The sequence below is a fragment of the Novosphingobium sp. AP12 genome (assembly GCF_000281975.1).
GTDB lineage: Bacteria > Pseudomonadota > Alphaproteobacteria > Sphingomonadales > Sphingomonadaceae > Novosphingobium.
In genome coordinates this window covers 62,845-86,452 of record NZ_AKKE01000047.1, presented here as the reverse complement: position 1 = coordinate 86,452, position 23,608 = coordinate 62,845, and the positions used below count along the sequence as shown (strand labels likewise).

The 23,608-nt window shown below is 68.7% G+C and carries 20 protein-coding genes; 13 read left to right on the top strand and 7 right to left on the bottom strand.

The window, feature by feature from the left end; genetic code table 11:
- Positions 1–73: 73 nt before the first annotated feature.
- Entirely contained in the window at positions 74–823 is a 750-nt protein-coding gene (gene ubiG / locus PMI02_RS08820) for a bifunctional 2-polyprenyl-6-hydroxyphenol methylase/3-demethylubiquinol 3-O-methyltransferase UbiG (protein ID WP_007681680.1), read from the bottom strand.
- Positions 824–897: 74 nt separating this feature from the next.
- On the opposite strand from ubiG, the gene PMI02_RS08815 reads away from it, so the two are divergent.
- On the top strand, positions 898–2,142 hold the full coding sequence (locus tag PMI02_RS08815) for an aspartate kinase (RefSeq protein WP_193372882.1): 1,245 nt from the start codon (positions 898–900) through the stop codon (positions 2,140–2,142).
- 122 nt (positions 2,143–2,264) lie between these two features.
- Here the strand turns inward: PMI02_RS08815 and PMI02_RS08810 are convergent, their stop codons facing one another.
- Positions 2,265–3,800, bottom strand: a complete 1,536-nt coding sequence (locus PMI02_RS08810; RefSeq protein ID WP_007681673.1) for a catalase — start codon at positions 3,798–3,800, stop codon at positions 2,265–2,267.
- A gap of 146 nt (positions 3,801–3,946) precedes the next feature.
- Positions 3,947–4,312 (bottom strand): hypothetical protein, encoded by a 366-nt coding sequence (locus PMI02_RS08805; RefSeq protein WP_007681671.1) that lies wholly within the window; start codon positions 4,310–4,312, stop codon positions 3,947–3,949.
- Positions 4,313–4,469: 157 nt separating this feature from the next.
- Between PMI02_RS08805 and PMI02_RS08800 the strand changes: the two genes are divergently transcribed.
- The 3 genes from PMI02_RS08800 (at position 4,470) to PMI02_RS08790 (ending at position 6,838) form a co-directional block, all read left to right on the top strand.
- Complete coding sequence (locus PMI02_RS08800; RefSeq protein WP_036503037.1) at positions 4,470–5,507, top strand: nitronate monooxygenase family protein; 1,038 nt, start codon at positions 4,470–4,472, stop codon at positions 5,505–5,507.
- Between the two features lie 13 nt (positions 5,508–5,520).
- Positions 5,521–6,375 carry a formyltetrahydrofolate deformylase gene (gene purU / locus PMI02_RS08795; protein ID WP_007681668.1) on the top strand — a complete coding sequence of 285 codons (855 nt, stop codon included), beginning with the start codon at positions 5,521–5,523 and terminating at the stop codon, positions 6,373–6,375.
- 61 nt (positions 6,376–6,436) lie between these two features.
- The gene (locus PMI02_RS08790) at positions 6,437–6,838 is read left to right on the top strand and encodes a VOC family protein (RefSeq protein ID WP_007681666.1); all 402 of its coding nucleotides are present in this window, start codon (positions 6,437–6,439) and stop codon (positions 6,836–6,838) included.
- A gap of 6 nt (positions 6,839–6,844) precedes the next feature.
- Here the strand turns inward: PMI02_RS08790 and PMI02_RS08785 are convergent, their stop codons facing one another.
- Positions 6,845–7,615 (bottom strand): SDR family NAD(P)-dependent oxidoreductase, encoded by a 771-nt coding sequence (locus PMI02_RS08785; protein ID WP_007681663.1) that lies wholly within the window; start codon positions 7,613–7,615, stop codon positions 6,845–6,847.
- Between the two features lie 142 nt (positions 7,616–7,757).
- Here PMI02_RS08785 and PMI02_RS08780 point away from each other — a divergent pair, with 142 nt between their 5' ends.
- The 3 genes from PMI02_RS08780 (at position 7,758) to PMI02_RS08770 (ending at position 11,406) form a co-directional block, all read left to right on the top strand.
- The gene (locus PMI02_RS08780; protein WP_007681661.1) at positions 7,758–8,627 is read left to right on the top strand and encodes a dienelactone hydrolase family protein; all 870 of its coding nucleotides are present in this window, start codon (positions 7,758–7,760) and stop codon (positions 8,625–8,627) included.
- Between the two features lie 67 nt (positions 8,628–8,694).
- A complete protein-coding gene (gene msrB, locus PMI02_RS08775) occupies positions 8,695–9,096 on the top strand; it encodes a peptide-methionine (R)-S-oxide reductase MsrB (protein ID WP_007681659.1) in 402 nt (133 codons plus the stop codon).
- Between the two features lie 123 nt (positions 9,097–9,219).
- A complete protein-coding gene (locus tag PMI02_RS08770) occupies positions 9,220–11,406 on the top strand; it encodes a transglycosylase domain-containing protein (protein WP_007681658.1) in 2,187 nt (728 codons plus the stop codon).
- Between the two features lie 88 nt (positions 11,407–11,494).
- Here PMI02_RS08770 and PMI02_RS08765 read toward each other — a convergent pair whose 3' ends face one another.
- From PMI02_RS08765 to hflK, 3 genes are all read right to left on the bottom strand, one after another.
- On the bottom strand, positions 11,495–13,039 hold the full coding sequence (locus PMI02_RS08765) for a Do family serine endopeptidase (protein ID WP_007681656.1): 1,545 nt from the start codon (positions 13,037–13,039) through the stop codon (positions 11,495–11,497).
- A 151-nt stretch (positions 13,040–13,190) separates the two neighbouring features.
- Positions 13,191–14,030 carry a protease modulator HflC gene (gene hflC, locus PMI02_RS08760; RefSeq protein ID WP_007681654.1) on the bottom strand — a complete coding sequence of 280 codons (840 nt, stop codon included), beginning with the start codon at positions 14,028–14,030 and terminating at the stop codon, positions 13,191–13,193.
- Positions 14,030–15,250: a protease modulator HflK gene (gene hflK, locus PMI02_RS08755; RefSeq protein ID WP_007681651.1), complete on the bottom strand. Its 1,221-nt coding sequence runs from the start codon at positions 15,248–15,250 to the stop codon at positions 14,030–14,032. The genes hflC and hflK overlap by 1 nt, the downstream gene beginning before the upstream one ends.
- A gap of 275 nt (positions 15,251–15,525) precedes the next feature.
- Between hflK and PMI02_RS08750 the strand changes: the two genes are divergently transcribed.
- From PMI02_RS08750 to PMI02_RS08725, 6 genes are all read left to right on the top strand, one after another.
- Complete coding sequence (locus tag PMI02_RS08750; protein ID WP_007681648.1) at positions 15,526–16,533, top strand: Mrp/NBP35 family ATP-binding protein; 1,008 nt, start codon at positions 15,526–15,528, stop codon at positions 16,531–16,533.
- Positions 16,533–18,791 (top strand): molybdopterin cofactor-binding domain-containing protein, encoded by a 2,259-nt coding sequence (locus PMI02_RS08745; protein WP_007681646.1) that lies wholly within the window; start codon positions 16,533–16,535, stop codon positions 18,789–18,791. Before PMI02_RS08750 ends, PMI02_RS08745 begins: the two co-directional genes overlap by 1 nt.
- The gene (gene hemH / locus PMI02_RS08740) at positions 18,791–19,816 is read left to right on the top strand and encodes a ferrochelatase (RefSeq protein ID WP_007681642.1); all 1,026 of its coding nucleotides are present in this window, start codon (positions 18,791–18,793) and stop codon (positions 19,814–19,816) included. Before PMI02_RS08745 ends, hemH begins: the two co-directional genes overlap by 1 nt.
- Before the next feature lie 80 nt (positions 19,817–19,896).
- Positions 19,897–20,865 carry a MarR family winged helix-turn-helix transcriptional regulator gene (locus PMI02_RS08735; RefSeq protein WP_007681639.1) on the top strand — a complete coding sequence of 323 codons (969 nt, stop codon included), beginning with the start codon at positions 19,897–19,899 and terminating at the stop codon, positions 20,863–20,865.
- Between the two features lie 99 nt (positions 20,866–20,964).
- On the top strand, positions 20,965–22,641 hold the full coding sequence (locus PMI02_RS08730; protein ID WP_007681636.1) for an amidohydrolase: 1,677 nt from the start codon (positions 20,965–20,967) through the stop codon (positions 22,639–22,641).
- The gene (locus PMI02_RS08725) at positions 22,638–23,600 is read left to right on the top strand and encodes an alpha/beta hydrolase (protein ID WP_007681633.1); all 963 of its coding nucleotides are present in this window, start codon (positions 22,638–22,640) and stop codon (positions 23,598–23,600) included. Before PMI02_RS08730 ends, PMI02_RS08725 begins: the two co-directional genes overlap by 4 nt.
- The last annotated feature ends 8 nt before the right edge of the window (positions 23,601–23,608 follow it).

Below are 23,608 nucleotides of genomic sequence, written 5' to 3'. Positions count from 1 at the left end.
TCGCCTCAAGGGTACGCAGCGGTCCCAGCCTGCGCTGGGACGACGTCAGGTTTTCAGGGTCGCTCCGCCGACTTTACGCCTTCCGCGCGGTCACGATGTAGTTCAGCGACAGGTCTTCCGACAGGTGCAGGCCCTTCACCGGCGACCACGCGATGCCCCTCGGCTGGCCGAGGACGAGACCGGCGCCCTCCGCCAGTTCGCGCAGTTCGTCAGGGGTCGGGAACTGGCTCCAGTCGTGGGTGCCGCGCGGGACCTGGCCGAGGCGTTCGGCCGCCTCGACCAGCAGCAGGCGCGAGGGGACGGTGCGGTTGGGGCAGGAGAGGATCATCAGCCCGTCCGGCGCCATTGCGGCGGCGAGGCTGCCCAGGAACGCGGCCTTGTCGGTCACGTGCTCGATCACCTCGAGCGAGCAGACGAGGTCGAAGCCCGACAACTCCAGCGCGCCCAGTTCCCCGGCGCGGTAGTCGATATCCAGCCCCATGCCTTTCGCATGCGCGCGCGCCGCCTCGATGTTCTCGGGCGCGGCATCGACGCCGGTCACGGCCGCGCCCATGCGTGCCAGCGGTTCGCACAGCAGTCCCGCCCCGCAGCCGGCATCGAGCGCGCGCTTGCCGGAGAGGGGGCGCAGGGAGCGCGATTCGCAGGCGAAGTGCGCGTCGATCGCCTCGCGGATGAAGCCGAGGCGGACCGGGTTCAGGCGGTGGAGCATGGCCGACGAGCCCCTGGGATCCCACCACTCGGCGGCCAGCGCGCCGAAGTGTGCGGCCTCCTTCGGATCGATTGTTGCGCGATTGGTGGTCATCGTTGCGGTTGCATTGTCCATGGGACCCTCCTAACAGCGCGCCCGACTGTTATCTACACTCGCGCAGGAGCAAGGGCGCCTTGGCACGTATCGTGATGAAATTCGGCGGCACTTCGATGGCCGGCACCGAGCGCATCCGGCGCGTGGCGGGAATCGTCAAGCGCCAGCAGGAAGCGGGCCACGAGGTCGCCGTCGTCGTCTCGGCCATGTCGGGCGAGACCGACCGCCTCGTCAACTTCTGCCGCGAGGCCAACGCCCTTTACGACCCGGCCGAGTACGACGTCGTCGTCGCCTCGGGCGAACAGGTCACCTCGGGCCTCCTGGCGCTGACGCTGCAGGCGATCGGCTGCAAGGCGCGCTCGTGGCAGGGCTGGCAGGTGCCGATCAAGACCGACGACGCCCACGCCAAGGCCCGCATCGAGGACATCGATTCGGATGCGCTGATCGCCTCGATGGCCGCTGGCGAGATCGCCGTGATCCCGGGCTTCCAGGGCGTCTCGCCGCAGGGCCGCGTGACCACGCTGGGCCGCGGCGGCTCCGACACTTCGGCGGTGGCCGTGGCGGCGGCGGTGAAGGCCGACCGCTGCGACATCTACACCGATGTCGACGGCGTCTACACCACCGACCCGCGCATCGTCGCCAAGGCGCGCAAGCTGCCGCTGGTGACCTACGAGGAAATGCTCGAACTCGCCTCGGTCGGCTCCAAGGTGCTGCAGACCCGCTCGGTCAGCCTCGCCATGAAGGAGAACGTGCGCGTGCAGGTGCTCTCCTCGTTCATCGACGAGAGCGCGCCGGCCGCCGATACCATCCCCGGAACCCTGATTGTCAGCGACGAAGAACTAGAGGGAAGCGACATGGAACGTCAGCTCATCACCGGCATCGCCGCCGACAAGAACGAAGCCAAGATCACCCTGACCCGCATCGCCGACCGTCCCGGCGCGGTGGCGTCGATCTTCGCGCCGCTTGCGGATTCGAACATCAACGTCGACATGATCATCCAGAACGTCGCCAAGGACCAGGGCGAGACCGACGTCACCTTCACGGTGCCGCTGGCCGACCTCGCCCGCGCGCAGGCGATGCTGGAAGAGCGCAAGGAAGCGATCGGCTTCTACCGCATGATCGCCGAAGGCAACGTCGCCAAGATCAGCGTCGTGGGTGTCGGCATGCGCAGCCACGCAGGCGTCGCGGCCACCATGTTCAAGACGCTCGCCGACCGCGGCATCAACATCATCGCCATCTCGACCAGCGAGATCAAGGTCTCGGTCCTGATCGACACCGACGAGACCGAGCTTGCGGTGCGCGTCCTGCATACCGCCTACGGACTCGACGCGGCGGCCTGATCGGCGGCGCCTCCGGGCGCGCTGCATCCTGAAACAAGGAAGACCCCATGCGCGAGCTTCGCGCATGGGGTCTTTCAGTTGGTCCCGCCGCGTTGAGGGGGGCGGCGGCGGGACAGGGGAACTCAGTCCGCCAGTTCGGGCTGGGACGAGAGTTCGGGATTGACGCTCATGCCCAGCGCTGCCGCCACGCCGGCGCCGTAGGCCGGGTCGCAGCGGGTGCAGTTGTCGATGTGGCGCTGCTTGATGAAGGCAGGGGCATCGCCCATGGCCCTTGCCGTGTTCTCGAACAGCCGCTGCTGCTGGGCGGCGTCCATCAGCTGGAACAGCGCGCGTGGCTGGCTGTAGTAGTCGTCGTCATCCTCGCGGAAGTTCCAGAAGTCCGCGTTCCCGTCGATCGTCATCGGCGGCTCGCGGAATTCGGGCTGGCCCTGCCACTGGCCGAACGAGTTCGGGTGGTAGTGCGGCAGCCCGCCGTAGTTGCCGTCGACCCGGCCCTGACCGTCGCGGTGGTTGGTGAAGACCGGGCAGCGCGCGGCGTTGACCGGGATCTGGTGATGGTTGACCCCAAGCCGGTAGCGCTGCGCGTCAGAGTACGCGAACAGGCGCGCCTGGAGCATCTTGTCGGGCGAGACGCCGATGCCGGGGACGAGGTTCGAGGGCGAGAAGGCGCTTTGCTCCACGTCCATGAAGAAGTTGTCCGGATTGCGGTTCAGCTCCATCATGCCGACCTCGATCAGCGGATAGGCATTCTGCGACCAGACCTTGGTGAGGTCGAAGGGGTGGAAGCCGCAGGTCGCCGCCTCTTCCTCGGCCATGATCTGGACCATGACCTTCCACTTCGGGAAGTCGCCGCGCTCGATTGCGTCGTAGAGGTCGCGCTGGTTGGACTCGCGGTCACCGGCGACGACTTCGGCGGCTTCCGCGTCGGTCAGGTGCGCGTGGCCCTGCTGGGTCTTGAAGTGGAACTTCACCCAGAACCGCGCGCCCGCCTCGTTGTAGAACGAGTAGGTGTGGCTGGAGAAGCCGTCCATGTGTCGGTAGGACCTGGGAATGCCCCGATCGCCCATGACGTAGGTGACCTGATGCAGCGCCTCGGGCAAGAGGGTCCAGAAGTCCCAGTTGTTCGTGGCGCTGCGCATGTTGGTGCGCGGATCGCGCTTCACCGCCTTGTTGAGGTCGGGGAACTTGCGGGGATCGCGCACGAAGAAGACCGGCGTGTTGTTGCCGACCATGTCCCAGTTGCCTTCCTCGGTGTAGAACTTCACCGCGAAGCCGCGGATGTCGCGCTCGGCATCGGCGGCGCCGCGCTCGCCGGCGACGGTGGTGAAGCGGGCGAACAACTCGGTCTGCTTGCCGGGCTGCCCAAGGAACTTCGCGCGGGTGTAGCGGCTGACGTCACCGGTGACGGTGAAGGTGCCGAACGCGCCGGAGCCCTTGGCGTGCATGCGCCGCTCGGGGATGACCTCGCGGTTCAGGTTGGCGAGCTTTTCCAGCAGCCACACGTCCTGCATCAGCAAGGGACCGCGCGGTCCGGCGGTCATCGAGTTCGAGTTGTCGACGACGGGGGCGCCGAAGGCGGTGGTGAGGGGGGTGGGCGCGAGGGCCTCGGTGCCATGGCCAAAGGGGCACTTGCCGCCGGCGGGGTTCGATCCGTTCATCGCGAGACTCCTTGGGTTTTGACCACACCGCCAAGCGGCGGTAGCGGGTTGCCCAATCGGTATATCCGCGCAGAAATGACGGGGAAAGCAATACGAACGTCTATCTGTGATCGGGAAAATCGATCACGATATTTCAGGGTAAATGCCTATTCCCCGTGGCGGAGCAAGGCGAGCATATCCACGATAGTACCCTGGGCAGCCCGCACTCCCGTGACGTCGTTCGCATCGGCCGCGGCGCTCAAGGCATTCGCGTGTGCGCGCAATTGCAGGGACGCAGCTTCTGGAATCCGGCCATCGAGCACCGCCAGTCCGCGATCCAGTTCCGCAATTCCCGGCTGGGCAAAACCGGCAACAGCCGTCATGGCAAGGCGCATTGGTCCTTCGATATCAAGGATATCCTCGAACAGTTCGTCCCGTTCACGGGCCTGAGCCCATTCCTCGTCCTGAGTCGGCGTTGGAATCGCACTGCCCACATCGTTCGCCGCGCCCGTAGGCTTGCCATCCTTGAACATTGGGTGCCCCCCTGAATTGGACCTAATTGTGCTGCAATTAAACTACCATGTCGTCCCCTGGTTCCGCTGCTCGCCGCTTGTGCAGGGCGATTCGTCATCCTATGGCGCTGACCTGTAGAAAACCCGGGCTATGGGAGCCTCGATGACCGCCTTTACCATGACCTCCTACGCCAAGACCGGCGCGCTGATGGCGCGTGGAGCCGAATTCCTCGGCAGCGAAACCGCGATCCTGTGCGGGGCGATGTCCTGGGTGTCGGAACGAAATCTGGTCTCGGCGATCAGCAATGCCGGCGGCTTCGGCGTGATCGCCTGCGGGGCGATGACCCCCGCGCTGCTTGACGGCGAGATCGCGGCGACCAAGGCGCTGACGAGCAAGCCCTTCGGCGTCAACCTCATCACCATGCACCCGGACCTGTTCGAGCTGATCGAAGTCTGCGCGCGCCACGGCGTCACCCACGTCGTCCTGGCGGGCGGCATTCCGCCCAAGGGCAGTGTCGAGGCCATCAAGGCCAGCGGCGCCAAGGTCATCTGCTTCGCGCCCACGCTGGCGCTGGGCAAGAAGCTGCTGCGCTCGGGCGCCGATGCGCTGGTGATCGAAGGCTCCGAGGCCGGCGGCCATATCGGCCCGGTCTCCACTTCGGTTCTGGCGCAGGAAATCCTGCCTACGCTGGCGGCCGACAATCTCGTGTTCGTCGCGGGCGGCATCGGTCGGGGTGAGGCGATCGCCGGATACCTGGAAATGGGCGCGGCCGGCGTGCAGCTCGGCACGCGCTTTGCCTGCGCGAGCGAATCTGTCGCTCACCCGGACTTCAAGAAGGCCTTCTTCCGTGCCTCGGCGCGCGAGGCCGTCGCCTCGGTCCAGGTAGACCCGCGCCTGCCGGTGATCCCGGTGCGCGCGCTCAAGAACAAGGGCACCGAGGAGTTCACCGCCAAGCAGGTCGCGGTGGCCAAGCTCCTCGACGCCGGCGAAGTCGACATGGGCGAGGCCCAGCTCCAGATCGAGCGTTTCTGGGCCGGCGCGCTGCGCCGCGCCGCGATCGAGGGCGACATCGAGAGCGGCTCGATCATGGCGGGCCAGTCGGTCGGCATGGTCACCAGGGAGGAGCCGGTGGCCGAGATCATCGCCGCCCTTCTGGCCGAAAGCGAAGCCGCGCTGACCAACCGCTCCGGCGCGCCCGTCATCGCCGCTGCCTGACGGGAGCCGCGCCATGGCCGAGCCGATGATCCTGGCGCTGTCGTGCGCCGACCGCCCGGGCATCGTCGCGCGGGTGACCGGCTACCTCGCGCAGTCCGGCTGCAACATCATCGAGGCGCAGCAGTTCGACGACCTCGCCGAGGGCCGCTTCTTCATGCGCGTGGCCTTCGATCCGGGCACGTCCGACCGCGAGGAAATCCGCGAGGGCTTCGGCCCGATCGCGCATGAACATGGCATGGCCTGGTCGATGCTGCGGCGCGACCGGCCGCGCCGGGTGCTGCTGATGGTCAGCAAGTTCGACCACTGCCTCGCCGACCTGCTCTACCGCCACCGCATCGGCGAGATCGCGATGGAGATCGTCGGCGTCGTCTCCAACCACCCGCGCGAGGCGATCAACACGCTGATGCTGGGCGACATTCCCTTCCATTACCTGCCGGTCGACAAGGCGAACAAGGCCGCACAGGAAGCGCAGGTCCGCGCGCTGGTCGAGGAAACCCGCGCCGAACTGGTGGTGCTGGCGCGCTACATGCAGATCCTCTCGGACGAGATGGCCGTGTTCCTCTCGGGCCGCTGCATCAACATCCACCACTCGTTCCTGCCGGGCTTCAAGGGCGCCAAGCCCTACCACCAGGCCCATGCGCGCGGCGTGAAGATGATCGGCGCGACCGCCCATTACGTCACCGCCGACCTCGACGAAGGCCCCATCATCCACCAGGACGTCGAGGCCGTGACCCACGCCGACACGCCCGACGACATGGTCCGCAAGGGCCGCGATATCGAGCGCCGCGTGCTTGCAGAAGCGGTGCGCCTGCACCTTGAGGACCGTGTGCTGACCAACGGCTCGCGCACGGTGGTGTTCAGGAGCTAGGGGCCTTGCCCCGCCGCTTCCCTTGCGCGACACTCCGGTCAAACAGTTACGGGAGAGTACCATGCAGGTCAGCGGCCTAGATCACGTCAACATCCTGACCGACGACCTCGAAACCACCGCCAGCTTCTACGAGCGCGTGCTGGGCTTCCGGCGCGGCAAGAACCCCTCGGTCGCCATGGGCATCGCCGGTTACTGGATGCACGACGGCGCCGACCAGCCGATCGTCCACCTCGTCGACCGCCTCACCGGCGGGCCGCGCTACGCCGCCTACCACCCCGGCTCGCCGACCAATGCGCTGCACCACGTCGCGCTGCGCTGCCAGGGCTTCGCCGAAACCCGCGATCGGCTGGAGGACCTCGGGGTCGAGCACCGCGTCAACGACCTCCAGCACATCGGCCTCAAGCAAATCTTCCTTGTCGATCCCAACGCGGTGAACCTGGAGCTGAATTTCAACGGGGAGTGAGCGCGCTCACCCCTCGATCATCAGCGTTCCCAGCAGCCCGCCGTCCACCGCGAGGCTCTGCGCGGTGACGTGGCTGGCATCGTCCGAAAGCAGGAAGGCGGCGACGCTGGCCGCTTCCTCGGACGTCCCGATGCGCTTCTGCGGCACGCGGCCGGCCATCTGCGCGCGGAAGCTGTCGGGCACCCCGTCCAGGATTGGGGTGTCGATGAAACCGGGGTTGATGACGTTGCAGCGTACCCCGTGCGGCGCCGCCTCCATGGCGATGGCCCGCGCGATGCCGAGCGCGGCGTGCTTGCTGGCAAGATAGCCGACGTTGCCCGCCATGCCCGTCTCCGCCGCGAGACTGCCGGTTATCACGATCGCCCCGCGCCGCCGGGCGGTCATGGCGGGCAGGACATGGCGGATGGTCCAGAACAGCGAGGTCGTGTTGACCCGCATCACCGCCTCGAAGGCCTCGTCGGTGTAGTCGGCGGCGGGCGCGAACATGCCGCCGATACCCGCATTGAGGAACAGCCCATCGATCGGGCCGGAGCGCGCGATCGCCTCGTCCATGGCGGTCAGGATCGCGGCCTTGTCGCCCACGTCGGCGGCGATCCAGCGCGCTTCGGCGCCGATCCGCGCGGCCTCGGCCTTCAGCACCTGGGCGCGGCGCGCGATCATCGTCACCGTGCCGCCCAGCTTCACGATCCGCGCGGCGGTGGCGAGCCCGATCCCGCTCGACGCGCCGGTCACGACGACGTGCTGTCCGGTGAAGTCCATGGCCTTGCGCTCTCCCATCCTGTTCCCGTTGATCCGAGGGTGTCTCAGGCCCGGCGCGCTGTCTATGCCGCGCGAAACAAACGCCGCGGGGGCGAAGGGGCTCGCTTCCGGCGCGATCGCTGGCTAGGCTGGGTGCCAGCGGGAATTTGGAGAGCAATGCATGTGTGACGACCTGACGCCGGAAGAACTTCGCTCCCAGCGGCCCGCAGGCCTCAACCGCCGCGAATTCGCGGTGCTGGGCGCAAGCGCCGCGCTCGCCGGCTGCGCCTCGACCGTCGCGGCCGAGGGCGGCAGCGCGGTGACCGAGAAGATGGTCTCGATCACGACGAAGGACGGCGTATGCGATGCCTTCTTCGTCCACCCCGGCAAGGGCGCGCACCCCGGCATCGTGATGTGGCCCGACATCGCGGGCCTGCGCGACGTGAAGAAGATCATGGCCCGCAGCCTCGCCGCGCAGGGCTACGCTGTCCTGGTGGTGAACCAGTATTACCGCTCCGGCCCATCGCCGATCATGCGCAGCTTCTCCGAATACCGCACGCCCGAGGGACAGGCGAAGATCGCCCCGATGCGCGCCGCGCTCACCCCCGATGCCATCACCCGCGACGCCGCCGCCTATGTCGGCTTCCTCGACCGGCAGGACGCGGTCGACAAGAAGCGCAAGATCGGCAGCAACGGCTACTGCATGGGCGGCCCCTTCACCGTGCGCACCGCTGCGGCGGTCCCGGCGCGCGTCGGCGCGGCGGCCTCGCTCCACGGCGCCGGCCTGACGACCGAGGACGCCGACAGTCCGCACCGCCTGCTTGCGAAGACGAAGGCCGGCTACCTCTTCGCCATCGCCCGCAACGACGATGCCAAGCAGCCCGATCAGAAGACCAAGCTGCGCGAGGCCGCCGACGCCGCGGGCCGTCCCGCCGATATCGAGGTCTATGCCGCCGACCACGGCTGGTGCGTGCCCGATTCCCCCGCTTACGACCCGACGGAGGCCGACCGCGCCTGGCAGCACATGCTGACGCTTTTCGCCACGCTCTGAAGCAGCGCCGCATCCCTCTGGATTCGCGCCGTTTCAGGCCCATATCTGCGCTCGAAGGAGTCCAGCCATGACCGACAAGATCCAACTCACCGACGCCGAATGGCGCGACCGCCTGACGCCCGAGCAGTACCACGTCCTGCGCGAGGCCGGGACCGAGCGGGCCTTCACCGGCAAGTACGAGAAGAACAAGCAAGAAGGCATGTACACCTGCGCGGGCTGCGGCACGCCGCTGTTCGCGTCCGACACCAAGTACAACTCGGGCTCCGGCTGGCCGAGCTACACCGCTCCCGTGGCGGACAGCGCGGTCGAGGAACACCGCGACGTCTCGCACGGCATGGTCCGCGTCGAGGTGAACTGTGCCAAGTGCGAAGGCCATCTCGGCCACGTCTTCCCCGACGGTCCCGGACCCGAGGGCCTGCGCTATTGCATCAACAGCGCCTCGCTCGATTTCGAGCCGAAGGAGGGCTGATGCGCGCCGCGTTCTCCCCGGGTTTGCTCGGGGAGTGCGTGTTCACCTCGGGTTACAAATCCCCGTGCAAGGTGTAGGAGCGACCGGACATACCTGTCCTCCATAGGGGTTTGCACCTTAGCAATGGCCAAGAATTCCGGCCGCAGCCGCGGTAGTCGCGGCGCATCCACCGAGCCTTCCGACAAGCCGCTATGGCGCCGCCTCCTGCGCGGCGTCCTGGTGTGGGGGACTGCGTTGGCCTTGCTGGCTGCCATCTTCCTGGGCACCGCCGTGTTCTTCACGATGCGCGAACTGCCCGACTACGGCGCGCTGAAGAGTAGCCAGAACGGCCAGATGATCGTTGTGCGCGACCGCGACGGGCGTGAACTCGTCTCGCTGGGTCCGAGCTACGGCAAGTGGCTGGCTTACGGCGACATCCCGCCGATCATGCGCGACGCGCTGGTCTCGGTCGAGGACCGCCGTTTCCGCGACCACCCTGGCGTCGACCCGGTCGGCCTCGCGCGCGCGGTCTACGTCTCGTTCACCACGGGCGGCCGCGCCAAGGCGACCTCGACGATCACGCAGCAGCTGGCGCGCAACATCTTCCTCAACAACAGCCGCTCGTTCACGCGCAAGGCGCGCGAGGCGGTGCTGGCGCTCGCGCTGGAACGCAAGTTCACCAAGGACCAGATCCTCGAGCTGTACCTCAACAAGGTCTACTTCGGCGGCGGCGCCTACGGTGTCGACGCGGCGAGCCGCAAGTTCTTCGGCCATCCCGGCACCGAACTGTCGACCGCCGAAGCGGCGATCATCGCGGGCCTCGTCAAGGCGCCCTCGAACTACTCGCCCACCGCCGATGTCGAAGCCGCGACCGGACGCGCCCGCGTCGTGCTCGGGCTGATGGTGCGTGAAGGCGTCATCACACAGTCCGAGGCCGACGGCACCGACTTCTCGAAAGTGACCGTCGCCAAGGAGAAGGGGCAGGATTCGGTCCGCTACTTCACCGACTGGGCACTGCCGCAGCTCGACATGCTGCTCCCCGAGAACAAGGAGCCGATCGAGGTCTGGACCACGCTCGACCGGAGCATGCAGAACGCCGCGACCAGCGCGATCGACCGCAACGCCCCCAAGGGCGCGCAAGGCGCGCTCGTCAGCCTCGACCGCGACGGCGCGGTGCTGGCGATGGTGGGCGGCACCGACTACGTCAATTCCAACTACAACCGCGCCACCAGCGCGCTGCGCCAGCCCGGCTCGTCGTGGAAGCTGTTCGTCTACCTCGCCGCGCTGGAGGCGGGGCACAAGCCCGACGACCGCGTGGTCGACGAGCCGGTGACGATCGCCGGCTGGAGCCCCAAGAACGACGGCCGCAACTTCGCCGGCGAGATCGATATCCGCACCGCCTTCGCCTACTCCAAGAACACCATCGCGGCGCAGCTGGGCAACGAGGTCGGCTTCGGCACTGTCGCCAGCATGGCGCGCCGCTTCGGTATCACCACGCAGATCAACACCAAGCCGGCGATGGTGCTGGGCACGTCCGAAGTGCGTGTCATCGACATGACCCGCGCCTTCGCGGCGGTGTCGGCCGGCGGTACGTCGATCGAACCTTACGGCATCCTCAAGGTCACCACGACCTCGGGCGAGCTGCTGTATGAGCACAAGTCCGTGCGCGGGCAGGTGCTCGTGCCGCACTACGTCGCGGCCGGGATCACCGACCTGCTGCAGACCGCCGTCGCAACGGGCACCGGCCGCGCGGCGCAGATCGGCCGCCCCGTCGCGGGCAAGACCGGCACCACCAGCTCGAACAAGGACGGCTGGTTCCTCGGCTTCTCCAGCGGCATCACCACCGGCGTGTGGATGGGACGCGACGACGCCAAGCCGGTCGGCGGCCTCTCGGGTGGTCACGCCCCGGCCCGGGCCTTTGCCGACTACATGAAGGTCGCCGTGGCCAAGCGCCCGGTGGAGCAGTTCGACACCGAGCTGCAGCTGCCGGACTGGCAGCTTGATCCTGACGACGAGCAGCTGCAGGGCAATCCGGGCGAATATTCCTACTACGACGAGAACGGCAACCTCGTGCATCCTGACGGCGCGCCCGCGCCGGGCGGGGCGGTGTACGAGGACGGTTCGGTCGGACCTGCGCCGGGCGCGCCGATGGTGCCGGACTACGGCCCGCAGGGAGCGCCGCCGCCGGCCGCCAACGGTGATCTGCTCGACCGTGCTACCGGGCGTGCCACGGAAGACCCCGCGCTGAGGCCGGGGCAGGGGACCGGCTACCCGCGCGCCACCCCCAGCCCCAGGCCGACACCGCTACGTTCGCCGGCACCGCAGCCCTAAGCCGCCCCGGCGCTTGTAACCGCGCACGAAAAAGGCCCGCCGGATCGAACCGGCGGGCCTTTTCATTTCCGGCGCTGGTGGGCCGCGCTTAGCGCAGGCGGACCGGCACGAAGGTGGCAGGCTGGCCGCGCGGCTGGACGCGCAGCAGGATGGCCGAGCGGCCCTCCGCCTTGGCGGCATTGACCGCCGCCGTGAGTTCCGCCTGGCTGGTGACCGGCTTGCCATTGGCTTCGAGGATGATGAACCCGCGCGAGAAGCCCTTCTGGCCGGCGTCCGAGTTGGGATCGACGGCGACGACCACGACGCCCTTGGTCCCGTCCGCCGCGCCGAGCTGGCGGGCGATCTGCGAGGTCAGCGGGGTCACCGATAGCCCCAGCGACTTCTCTACCGCACCCTGTTCCTGCGGGGTGGGCGGGTTGTTGAAAGCGTCGTCGCCCTGCTCCGAGTTCGGGTCGAACGACTGCTGCAGTTCGTCTTCGCTGGGGCGCTTGGCGACCGTGGCGTTGAGCGTCATGCGGCGGCCGTTGCGGATCACCTCGATCGGAATGCGGCTGCCTGGCGCCGTGTTGGCGACAATGAAGGACAGTGTCTGGTCGCGGGTGACTTCCTTGCCGGCGACCTTCACCACCACGTCGCCCGCCAGCATGCCGGACTTGGCGGCTGCGCCGTCAGGCTCGACAGCCTGGATGAACTCGCCCTTGTTGTGTTCGATGCCGAGCGAATCGGCGAGGTCTTCGTTCAGCGGCTGAATGCGCACGCCGAGGTAGCCGCGCTCGATCGCCTCGCCCTTGACGAGCTTCTGGACGAGCGGGGCGGCGATCTCGGCAGGGATCGCGAAGCCGATGCCGACGCTGCCCCCGGTGGGCGAGAAGATGGCGTTGTTGATGCCGATGACCTGGCCGTTCATGTCGAACATCGGGCCGCCCGAGTTGCCCCGGTTGATCGCGGCATCGGTCTGCAGGTAGCGATCATAGGCGCCTGCGCCCGAGCCGGTGTTGCGGTACACGGCCGAGACGATGCCCGAAGTCACCGTGCCGCCCAAACCGAACGGGTTGCCGATGGCGATGATCCAGTCGCCCACCCGCGCTTTCGAGGAATCGCCGAACTTGACGAAGGGCAGCGCTTTGCCCGCGTCGATCTTGAGCACCGCGAGGTCGGAAGCGGCGTCCTTGCCGATCAGCTTTGCGGGGTATTCGGTCCCGTTCGGCATGGTGACCGTGATCGATTCGACCTGGCCCTTGCCGTCGGCGGTGATGACGTGGTTGTTGGTGACGACGTAGCCATCGGCCGAGATGATGAACCCCGAGCCCAGCGACTGCGCTTCACGCGTCTGCGGAGCACCGCCACCGCCGCCCTGGCCGCCGAACAGGCCTTCGAAAGGCGTGCCCGCGAACGGGTTGGCCCCGCCACCGGCGACCTGCACCTTCTGGCGGGTGGAGATGTTGACCACCGCCGGAGCAAGCTGCTCAGTCAGGTCGGCGAAGCTGGCCGGGGCGCCTGCGCGCGGAACCACCTTCGACATCTCGCTGGATTCGTTCTGGGCCACCTGCGCACCTGCGGGGTACCCGGTCACGAGCGTTGCGGTGGCGCCTCCAAGAAGGAGCGCGGTGGTCAATCCATAAGCATATCGCACGGGCTTCACGTCCTTTGATTCCTCCGTTTCGGCGGTGCTGCGGCACCATCCGGGATACTCATCACCGATTGAGGCCGAATGAGCTTAACCGGATTTGAATGATGCGGTAATCCGCCATTTCCCGGGTTCAGGCAGCAACGACCGGGAGCGCTTACGGCTCCCGGAAATGATTGAGATAGGCATTGTCGGGCGAAAGCAGGATCGTCTTGCCGCCGTCCCCCTTGCCGAAGGATACCGCGTAGCTCTGCATCGCGCGGTAGAAATCGTAGAATGCCGGGTCCTTGCCGAATGCCTCGGCGTAGATATTGGCGGCCTGCGCCTCGGCATCGGCGCGGATGATCTGCGCATCGCGCTGGCCGCGCGCGGCGACGGTCTTGGCCTCTTCCTGGCGCGCCGCTTCCATGCGCACGAAGGCGGCGGCGAGCGCACCCTCGGGCAGGTCGGCGCGCTTGATGCGCACGTCGACGATCTGGGCGCCGTATTCGCGAGCCTCGTTGTCGAGGCTCTTGCGGATGTTCTCCATCGCCTGCCCGCGCTCGGCGGTGAGCAGCGACTGGAAGGTGCGCTTGCCCAGTTCCTGGCGGACGGACGACGACAGGATCGGCTCGAGCTGCTGGGTGACGCGCTCGGTGGTGCCGGCGGTCTGCACCATCTTCACCGGGTCGACGATGCGGAAGCGCGCATAGGCATCGACGTTCAGGCGCTGCTGGTCGGTCGAAAGCACCTGCTGCTGCTGCATGTCGACCGAAAGCAGGCGCTTCTCGATGCGGATGACCTGCTCGACCAGCGGCATGCGGAAGTGGACGCCCGCCCCGGTCTGGCCGAAGTCGGCCTTGTCGATGAAGGGGTTGTAGACGCGCACCGGCTTGCCGGTCCGCACCACCACCGCCTGCTCGTCCTCGGGGACGACGATTACGCTGAGCATCAGCGCGATCACGGCCAAGCCGCCGACGATCCACGCGGCCTTGTAGTCCTGCCAGAGGTTACCCATCACTGGTTCCCCTGCGGAGCCGGGGCCGTGACCGTGGCGCCCGGATCGGTGGCGGTACCCGGCGCGGGCTGTGCGCGGCGCTTCATCTCGGACAGCGGCAGGTAGGGGGTCACGCCCTTCTCGGCGACGACCGTGTCGTTGTCGCGGATCACGCGTTCCATCGTTTCGTAATACATGCGGCGCTTGGTGACCTCGGGAGCGAGCTTGTACTGCTCGTAGACCTTGTCGAAGGCGGATGCGTCGCCCTGGGCACGAGCGATGACCTGCTGGGCCCAGGCGCGGGCCTCGGAGCGGTCGCGCTCGGATTCCTGCTGGGCGACGTTGACTTGGTCGAAGGCGCCCTTGGTCTTGGCCGGCGGGTCGGCCTTCTTGATTTCGACGCCCTGGATGGACACACCGGCGCGGTAGCCGTCGAGGATGCGCTGCATGCGCTCGCGCACGTCCTGCTCAACCTTCGCGCGGCCGGAGCCCGAGAGCGCATCGTTCAGCGTGATCTGCGCGATCGAGGCGCGCATGGCGGCCTCGGCCACTTCGCGCACGGTTTCCTGCGGATCGGCCAGGCGGAAGGTGTAGTTCTTGAGGTCCTTGATGTTCCAGCGCACCAGATAGCTGAGATCGACCAGGCTCTTGTCGCTCGTCAGCATCAGCTTTTCGTTGTCGTTGTCGGGGATCATGTCCACCGTGAACGAGCGCACGTCGGCCGTCTGCACCTGCTCGATCGGCCAGGGCAGCGTCATGCTGACGCCGGAATCGATGGTGCGCGAATACTTGCCGAGCGTGGTGACCACGCCCTGCTCCTTGGGGCCGAGCATGTGGAAGCTCGACATCGCCAGCAGCGCGGCGACTGCCACGCCGACGCCGAGCGGAATCCACGACTTGCCGTCCGGGCGGCGCGGGATGTTCGGAAAGCCGCCGCCCTTGCCGGGACCGCCGCTGCCACCGCCGCCGGGGCGGCGCTGATCGCGATTGCGGAAGATGTCCTCGATGCCGGCGGAGCGGCGCGGGGGCGGGGTGTCTCCGCTGGGCAGCCAGGGATTGCGCGGGCCGCGGCGTTCTTCCTTGTCGGCCTTGCCTTCGGGCTCGGGGGCATCGCCGTTGCCGGCAGGCTCGCCGCCTTCGGAGGCGCCGTCGTCGCTACCGCCATCATTGCCGCCACTGCCCCAGGGACTACGACCGGTCATCGCCGATACGCCGTCCTGCGCTGCGCCAATTCCCCCCATGCGGCCTTCGCCGCCGTGCCTGTCTGCACCACCGATAGCTTTCATGGGGCTATCTATAAGAACCCCTCGGGCAATTAACAGTGCCTCTCTTGCCCTTTTTCCCTCGGTACGCCACCTGAGCGGCGACGGAATGGTGCGACCGCACCTCTTGGTTTTCCTCGTCATCTCCGTTTGGGCGGGGATACATCACGTCGCCGCATCCACGCGGAGAGGCGGAGGATGGGTTCTCGCGCCGGCGGGGACGGCGAATGTTTATTATTGTTGCGGAGACACGAGTGACCAGCGCTGCGGGATCGTCCGAGGAACTGAAGGCGCTGTTGCCCCCCGATGCCGCGCCGCGTCTGCAGTCGCTGCGGCTGGTCGAGGGACGTGCGATCCTCGTCTTCGACGCGACCGGCCTCGGCTCGCTGGCGCGCGAGCGGCTGGAGGCGGCCGTCACCGCGGCATTGGGATCGGCGCCGGGTGTGTCGGACGTGCGCGTGGCGATGATGGCGGACAAGGCGGAGGCTCCTGCGCCTGCACCCGCTCCGAAAGGCCCGCGGATCCTCGCGGTCGGCTCGGGCAAGGGCGGCGTCGGCAAGTCGACGCTCGCGGTGAACCTCGCCGTCGCGCTAGCGCGGGGCGGGCGCAAGGTCGGGCTGGTCGATGCGGATATCTACGGCCCCTCGCAGGCGCGGCTGCTCGGCACCGAGGACAAGCGCGCGGTAGCGCACGAAGGCAAGCTGGTCCCGGTTCAGAGCGAATGGGGCGTGCCGGTCCTGTCGATGGCGCACCTCACCAAGGCCGGGCAGGCGATCGCGTGGCGCGGCCCCAAGATCGCGGGCGCGCTGATCCAGCTGGTCGAGGCGCATTGGGACGGGGCCGAGCTTCTCGTCGTCGACCTGCCGCCCGGCACCGGCGACATCCAACTCACCATGCTCCAGCGCTTCAAGCCGGCCGGCGCGGTGATCGTCTCGACCCCGCAGGACCTCGCGCTGATGGACGCCGCGCGGGCCGCCGACATGTTCGCCAAGGGCGGTGTGCCGATCGTCGGCGTGGTCGAGAACATGGCCGGCTACGCTTGCCCCCACTGCGGCGAAGTGAGCGACCCGTTCGGCGCCGGCGGGGCAGAGGCGGCGGCGAAGGAAATGGATGTGCCTTTCCTCGGCCGCATCCCCCTCGACATCGCGATCCGCCGCGAGGGCGACGCCGGAACCCCCACTGCGGCGGGCGAAAGCCCACAGGCCGAGGCGTTTACCGCGCTCGCCCAGCAGGTGGGCGAGTGGCTGGACAAGCAGCTCTGATGGCGCTCACGCGGCGCAAGGTGCTCGTCGGGGCGCTGGCGGGGGGCGGGCTGACGCTCGGCTTCCTGCTGCGCCCGCGTTCGTACCCACTGCCGCTGGAACCGCGCGAGGGCGAGTTCGCGTTCGACGCCTGGCTGCGGATCGGCACCGACGGCGTGGTCACCGTGGCCGTGCCGCAGGTCGAGATGGGGCAGGGCGTCACCACGCTGATCCCGCAGGTCGTCGCGCACGAACTCGGCGCCGACTGGCGGCGGATCGCGGTCGAGCCGGCGCCGGTGAGCGCGCTCTATGCCAACCTCCCTCTGGCCGCGAAGTGGGCGCCGCTGTGGATGCCACTCGCCCCCTCGCTGGCGGACGATCCGGAGGGCATATTGGCCCGGCGCTGGGCCGAGGGCCACCGCTTCAATGCCACCGCCGACGGCACCGCGCTCGCCGCCTACGAGGCGCCCGCGCGTGCCGCAGCAGCCTCGGCGCGCGCGATGCTGATGCACGCCGCTGCTGCGCGCTGGAACGTCGCCTGGGAGGAGTGCGAGGCACGAAGCGGCTTTATCCTCCATGAGGGCAAGCGCCTCGCCTTCGGCCCGCTCGCCGAGGAAGCGGCTGCCTTCTCGCCGCCCTCCACCCCGCCGCTCCGCGCCGAACCGATGGCCGAGCGCCCGGCCGAGTCCCCCCCCGGCGCCCCGCTGCATTACCCGCGCCTCGACCTGCCCTCCAAGGTCGACGGTTCGTGGACTTTCGCGGGCGACGTGCGCCTACCGGGCATGGTCTACGCCGCGATCCGCCATGCGCCGATCGGGATGAACGCTTCGGTCTTGGGCGTGGACGAAGCCGCGGCGAAAGGCATGCGCGGCTATCTCGGCGTGGTGAAGGGCGATGACTGGGTCGCCGCCGTCGCCAGTGACGGCTGGACCGCCGAGCAGGCACTCACCCGTCTCGCCCCGCGCTTCAAGCTCGCTGCCGGAGCCGGTTCCAACCAGATCGACGCCGCCATGGACGAGGCCCTGCGCACCGCCGACGCGCACCGGCTCCACCGGCAGGGCGACATGGACGTGGTCGAGGGGGGGCTGCCGCTCCAGCTGCGCTACGAGGTCGCCCCCGCCGTCCACGCCACGATCGAGACCGCCGCCGCCGCCGCGCATTTCCGCGACGGGAAGCTCGAACTCTGGGTCGGCACGCAGGCCCCCGAGGCCACGCGTGAAGCCGCCGCCCGCGCCGTGGGCCTCGCGGTCTCCGACGTGGTGCTCTACCCGATGGCGATCGGCGGCAGCTTCGACCGGCGGCTGGAATTCGGCCACGCGGTGGAGGTCGCCGTCATCGCCAAGTCCGTCGGCAAGCCCGTCCAGCTCACCTGGGCCCGCCGCGAGGAGTTTCGCGCGGGCCTTCCGCGCACGCCCGTGGTCGCGGTCATGGGCGCGCGGGTCGACACCGAGGGAGGCGTCGCCGGGTGGCGCGCGCGCATCACGGTCCCCGCCACCGCCCGCGAATTCGGCCGCCGCCTGTTCGATGGCGACGCTCCGTTCGACGCCATCGCCGCCGTGGCGGGCGAGGCCGACCCGATGGCACTCGAAGGCGCGCTCCCGCCCTACGACATCCCCAATCTCGCAATCGACCATGTTCCGGTACGCATCGGCCTGCCCACCGCCCGGATGCGCGGCAATGCCCATGCGTGGACCGCCTTCTTCAACGAGAGCTTCGTCGACGAACTCGCCCACAAGGGCGGGCGCGAACCGCTCGGCTACCGCATGGCGATGCTGGGCAAGGACCCCCGCCTTGCCGAATGCCTACAGCGGGTCGCGGCGCTTTCGCAATGGGGCGGCGGCGCCGACGCCAGCGGCCAGGGCATTGCCTGCCACGTCATCGGCGAGGGACGGATCGCCGTCGTCGCCAGCGCTCGCCGCGATGCAGAAGGCGTTCGCGTCGACAAGCTGAGCGCGGTCGCCGACATCGGCCGCATCGTCAATCTCGACATCGCCAGCCAGCAGGTCGAGGGCGGCCTGATTTTCGGCCTCGGCCTCGCGCTCGGCTGCGCGGTGCGCTACGAGGGCGGGCGCCCGGACGGTGAAAGTCTTGGCGCCATGGGCCTGCCCACGCTGGCCGATTGTCCGGAGATCGAGGTCGAGTTCATAGCGAGCAACGCCGATCCCGCCGACCCCGGCGAACTCGGCGTCGCAGCCGTTGCCCCGGCGGTTGCCAACGCGCTCTATTCGGCGACGGGCCTTCGCCTGCGCCGCCTGCCCTTCTTTGGCGAGGACCTGTGATGCCCCCTGTGAATGCCCCCGCCGGCCACCCGGAAGTCGCCGCCGGCAAGGTCGGCGTCCTGCTGGTCAACCTCGGCACACCCGATGCCGCGACTCCGGACGCGGTGCGCCGCTACCTCGCGGAGTTTCTCTCCGACCCGCGCGTGATCGAAATCCCGCCGGTGGTGTGGAAGCCGATCCTGCACGGCGTGATCCTGCGCACCCGCCCGGCCAAGTCCGCACATGCCTACGCGCAGGTCTGGACGTCTGAGGGCTCCCCGCTCGCCGCGATCACGGCGGCGCAGGCGCGCGGGCTCCAGGCGCTGCTGGGTGGCGGTGTGCGCGTGGACTGGGCGATGCGCTACGGCAATCCCTCGATCCCGGCACGGCTTCAGGCGATGAAGGACGCCGGGTGCGAGCGCATCCTCGTCGCCCCGCTCTACCCGCAGTATTCGGGCGCGACGACGGCCTCGGTGATGGACAAGCTGGGCGACACCCTGGGGACGATGCGCTGGCAGCCCGCACTGCGCACCCTGCCGCCTTATCACGATGACCCTTCCTATATCTCCGCTCTCGAGGACGATCTCGCCGCGCAGGTCGACGCGCTGGATTTCGTGCCCGACCTGCTGCTGCTCTCCTACCACGGCATGCCCCAGCGCACGCTTGAACTGGGCGACCCCTACCACTGTCACTGCCGCAAGACCTCGCGCCTGCTGACCGAGCGCCTCGCCGCGCGGCTGTCCGGCCTGCGGGTAGAGACAAGCTTCCAGTCCCGCTTCGGCCGCGCCAAGTGGCTCGAACCCTCGACCGAAACCACCCTGGAGAACGAGGCGCGAGCCGGCACGAAACGTATCGCCATCGCCGCTCCCGGCTTCTCCGCCGATTGCGTGGAAACTCTGGAAGAACTCGCCATCCGTGGCCGCGAGGTTTTCGAAGCGGCGGGTGGCGAGCGGCTGGCCGTTCTTGCCTGCCTCAACGACCGCGTGCCCGGCATGGCGATGCTCGAAACTCTGGTGCGGCGCGAACTGGGAGGCTGGTGGGCCTGAATCGCGGCGCTTGCAGTATTTTAACCCCAGCCGCGCTCCGTTCGAAATATGTTCCGGCCATCCAAGGAGTCGGAACATCCATGCAAGGCAGCTTCTCCCAACCGGATTTCGCTTACGGCCAGGCGCGGAGCCCGGACGGCGACGTCCCGGTTGCGCTGTCGATCTACGCAGACCGGCCGCACTTGCGCGCCACGCTGCGCGAGGATGCGACGGCGGCAGGACTCACGGTGATGGCGGCTGGCCCGCTGATCGACCTGCTCCTCGGCGCGGAGCGGCCGCTCGGCGACGTTATCATGGTCGATTGCCCGCAGGTTGACGGCGCCGCGCTTGCCGCGCTCGCCCGGCTCGACATGAGCGCGCGCCACGGCGAGGCACGGCTGATCGTCTCGACCAGCGTCGATGCGCTCGAGGACGTGTTCGCCTGCATGGACCAGTCCTCGCCGATCCTGCTGGTCGATCCGGACCGCGCCGAACGCGTCATCGCTCTGGGGCAGGTGCTGGCGGGCTTCCCGTCCGGGCGCCTGCGCGAACTGTCGGACGACGACCGCTTGATGCTGCTGCGCCTGACTGAGCAGGTCGGTCAGATCGCCGGTCGCATCGAAAGGCTGGACCCGCGCGGGTCCGGGTCGGCATTTGCCTTCGATGGTCAGGCCGCACCTGCCCCCGCGCCGCCCGCGCTCGCTCCCGCCGACGAAGGCCAGCTTCCCGACGCGAAGCTGGTGCGCCGGATCATCCGCCAGCGCCAGCTGCGCGCCCGCTTCTTTGACGGCGACCTGTTCGCCGATCCCGCCTGGGACATGCTGCTCGACCTCACCGCCGCGCGGATCGAGGGCAAGCAGGTTTCGGTCACCTCGCTGTGCATCGCCGCCGCCGTCCCGCCCACCACCGCGCTGCGCTGGATCGGCCAGATGGTCGAGGCCGACCTGTTCGAGCGCGTGAGCGACCACGTCGACCGCCGCCGCGCCTTCATCGCGCTGAGCGACAAGGCGGAGCGCGCCATGGCCCGCTACTTCTCCGAAATCGGGCTCGCTGGTCCGGTCCCGGTCTGACGGCGGCTCTGGCCCCGCCGCCCGGGTCCGAGTTGGCCCGTTGCCGTGGACGCCGCATTGGATATGACCGATGCTCCAAGTCAGGAAATCGGACCCGCCATGAAGATACTCGACCGCCGCACCTTCCTTTCGGCCACGGCAGGCGCTGCCTCAGCGCCTCTGCTGCTGCGGCAGGCGGCCTTCGCGCGCGGAGCCACGGTTGACACGATCTACACCAACGGCCGGATATGGACGGGGGAGGGGCGTGAGATCTTCACCGATGCGCTCGGCCTCACAGGTGGCCGCATCGCCGCGCTGGGCAACGAAGCCGCGCGCAGCCTTGCCGACAAGCGGACGCGGGTGATCGATCTTGGCGGCGCCTTCGTGACACCGGGGTTCACCGACAGCCACGTCCATTTCACGATCGGCTCCTCGATGATCGGCCAGCCCTCGCTCCGCGATGCCCCGGGCCGCGCCGAGTTCGCTCGCCGTATCGGCGAAGCGGCACGCGCTCTGCCGGCCGGCGTCTGGATCCAGGGCGGCGAATGGGACAACGACCGCTGGGGCGGCGAACTCCCCTCGCGCGACTGGATCGACGCGGTCAGCCCGAACACGCCTGTCGCCGTGCTGCGCTACGACCTGCACATGGCGCTGCTCAATAGCCGCGCGCTTGAAGTGCTCGGGCTGGGCGAGGACACGCCCGACGTCGAGGGCGGCGTCATCGGACGAGACGCCAAGGGCCGCCTCACCGGCATCTTCAAGGACGCGGCCAAGGACATGGCGCTCGCCCGCATCCCGGCGCCGTCTGACGCGGCCACCGACGCGATCAACCGGCGCGGCATCGCACTGGCTCTCTCGAAGGGCGTGACGCAGGTCCACGAGGCCGGGATGGATTGGCGAACCTTCGATTCCGCCCGTCGGATGCGCGCCTCCGGTGACCTGCCGATGCGCTTCTACTCGATGATCCCGCTCAAGGACTGGGCCCGCCTGCGCGATCTCATCGCCGCCGAAGGGCGCGGCGACGACCTCGTGCGCTGGGGCGGCTGCAAGGTCGTGTTCGACGGCTCGCTCGGTTCGCGCACGGCGCTGTTCTACGAAGCCTATCTCGACGATCCCTCGACTCACGGCATCATGGTCACCGACCCCAAGGAACTGCTCGAACTCGCCCGCGCGGCCGACGCCGCCGGCCTCCAGATCGCCGCCCACGCCATCGGCGACCGCGCCAATGACACCGTGCTCGACGTGCTGGCGGACGTCGCAGCCGCGAATGGCCCGCGCGATCGCCGCTCGCGGATCGAGCACGCGCAGCACCTCAATCCCGCCAGCATCGGCCGCTTCGCGCAGCAGGACGTCATCGCCTCTGTCCAGCCCTACCATGCGATCGACGACGGGCGCTGGGCGGTGCGCCGTATCGGTCCCGAACGCCTGAAGACCACCTACGCCTTCGAATCGCTTCTGCGCAGCGGCGCGCACGTCGCCTTCGGGTCGGACTGGCCGGTCGCCCCGCTCGATCCGCTGACGGGCCTCAAGGCCGCCACCCTGCGCGAGACGCTGGACGGCGCGAATCCCAAGGGCTGGTATCCCGAGCAGCGCGTGGAGATCCACGACGCGATGCTCGCCTACACGCGCGGTGCCGCCTACGCCGGGCGGCACGAGGCGCATACCGGCACGCTCGCCCCCGGCCGCCTGGCCGACTTCGTGGCCTGGGACCGCGACCTGACGACGATCGACCCGGAAACGCTGGACAAGACCAAGGTCGTCTCCACGCATCTCGGCGGCCGCAAGGTGCACGGGTGAACGAAGCCGTCTTCCCGGACGACGACGTCGATCCCGAGATCCGCGACTGGCTTGGCCGGATGTTCGCGTCGTCGGCGGCTCTCGGTTCGCGGCCAGGCCTCACGCCGGTAGAGCGCCGCGCGATCGCCGAGGCGCAGCGCGCGCCCTTGCAGCAGGGCGGCCCGGCCATGGCGGCGAGCGAAACGCTCACCGTCGGCGTTTCGGGTATCCGTATCCGTATCCACCGACCGACGACGGGCGCCGATCTCCCGGTGCTCGTCTATCTGCATGGCGGCGGCTGGACGCTCTTCAGCATCGACAGCCACGACCGCCTGATGCGCGAATATGCCGAGCGGGCGGGCGTCGCGGTGCTGGGCATCGACTACCCCTTGGCACCGGAAAGCCGCTTCCCCGCCGCGCCCCGCAGCATCGCCGACGTGCTCGGCTGGCTGCAGGCGCACGGGAGCGAACACGGGCTGGACGCTTCGCGCTTTGCCATCGGCGGCGACAGCGCGGGCGCGAACCTCTCGGTATCGGCGGCGCTGCGCCTGCGCGCGGAGGGTGGGCCGATGCCGCGCGGCCTGCTGCTGAACTACGGTGCATTCGACGGAACCTGGGCGCCAAGCTACGAGCGCTATGGCGACGGCGATCGTTACATGCTCACCGGGCCGGAGATGGACGAGTTCTGGGCCAGCTATCTCGGCGACGACTGGGCCACGTCCCCGCCCGACCCGCTGGCGCGCCCGCTCCATGCCGACCTGTCCTGCCTGCCGCCGACCTGGCTCTGCACTGCGCGCTGCGACATCCTGCTCGACGAGAACGTGGCAATGGCCGAGCGGCTGGTCGACGCCGGCGTGGATACGCAGATGCACATCTACGACGGCGCGACGCACAGTTTCCTCGAAGCCATGTCGGTCTCGCGCATCGCCGACAGGGCGCTGACCGAAGCATCGGAGTGGCTGGCGCAGAGGCTCGCCTGAGCCGCCGA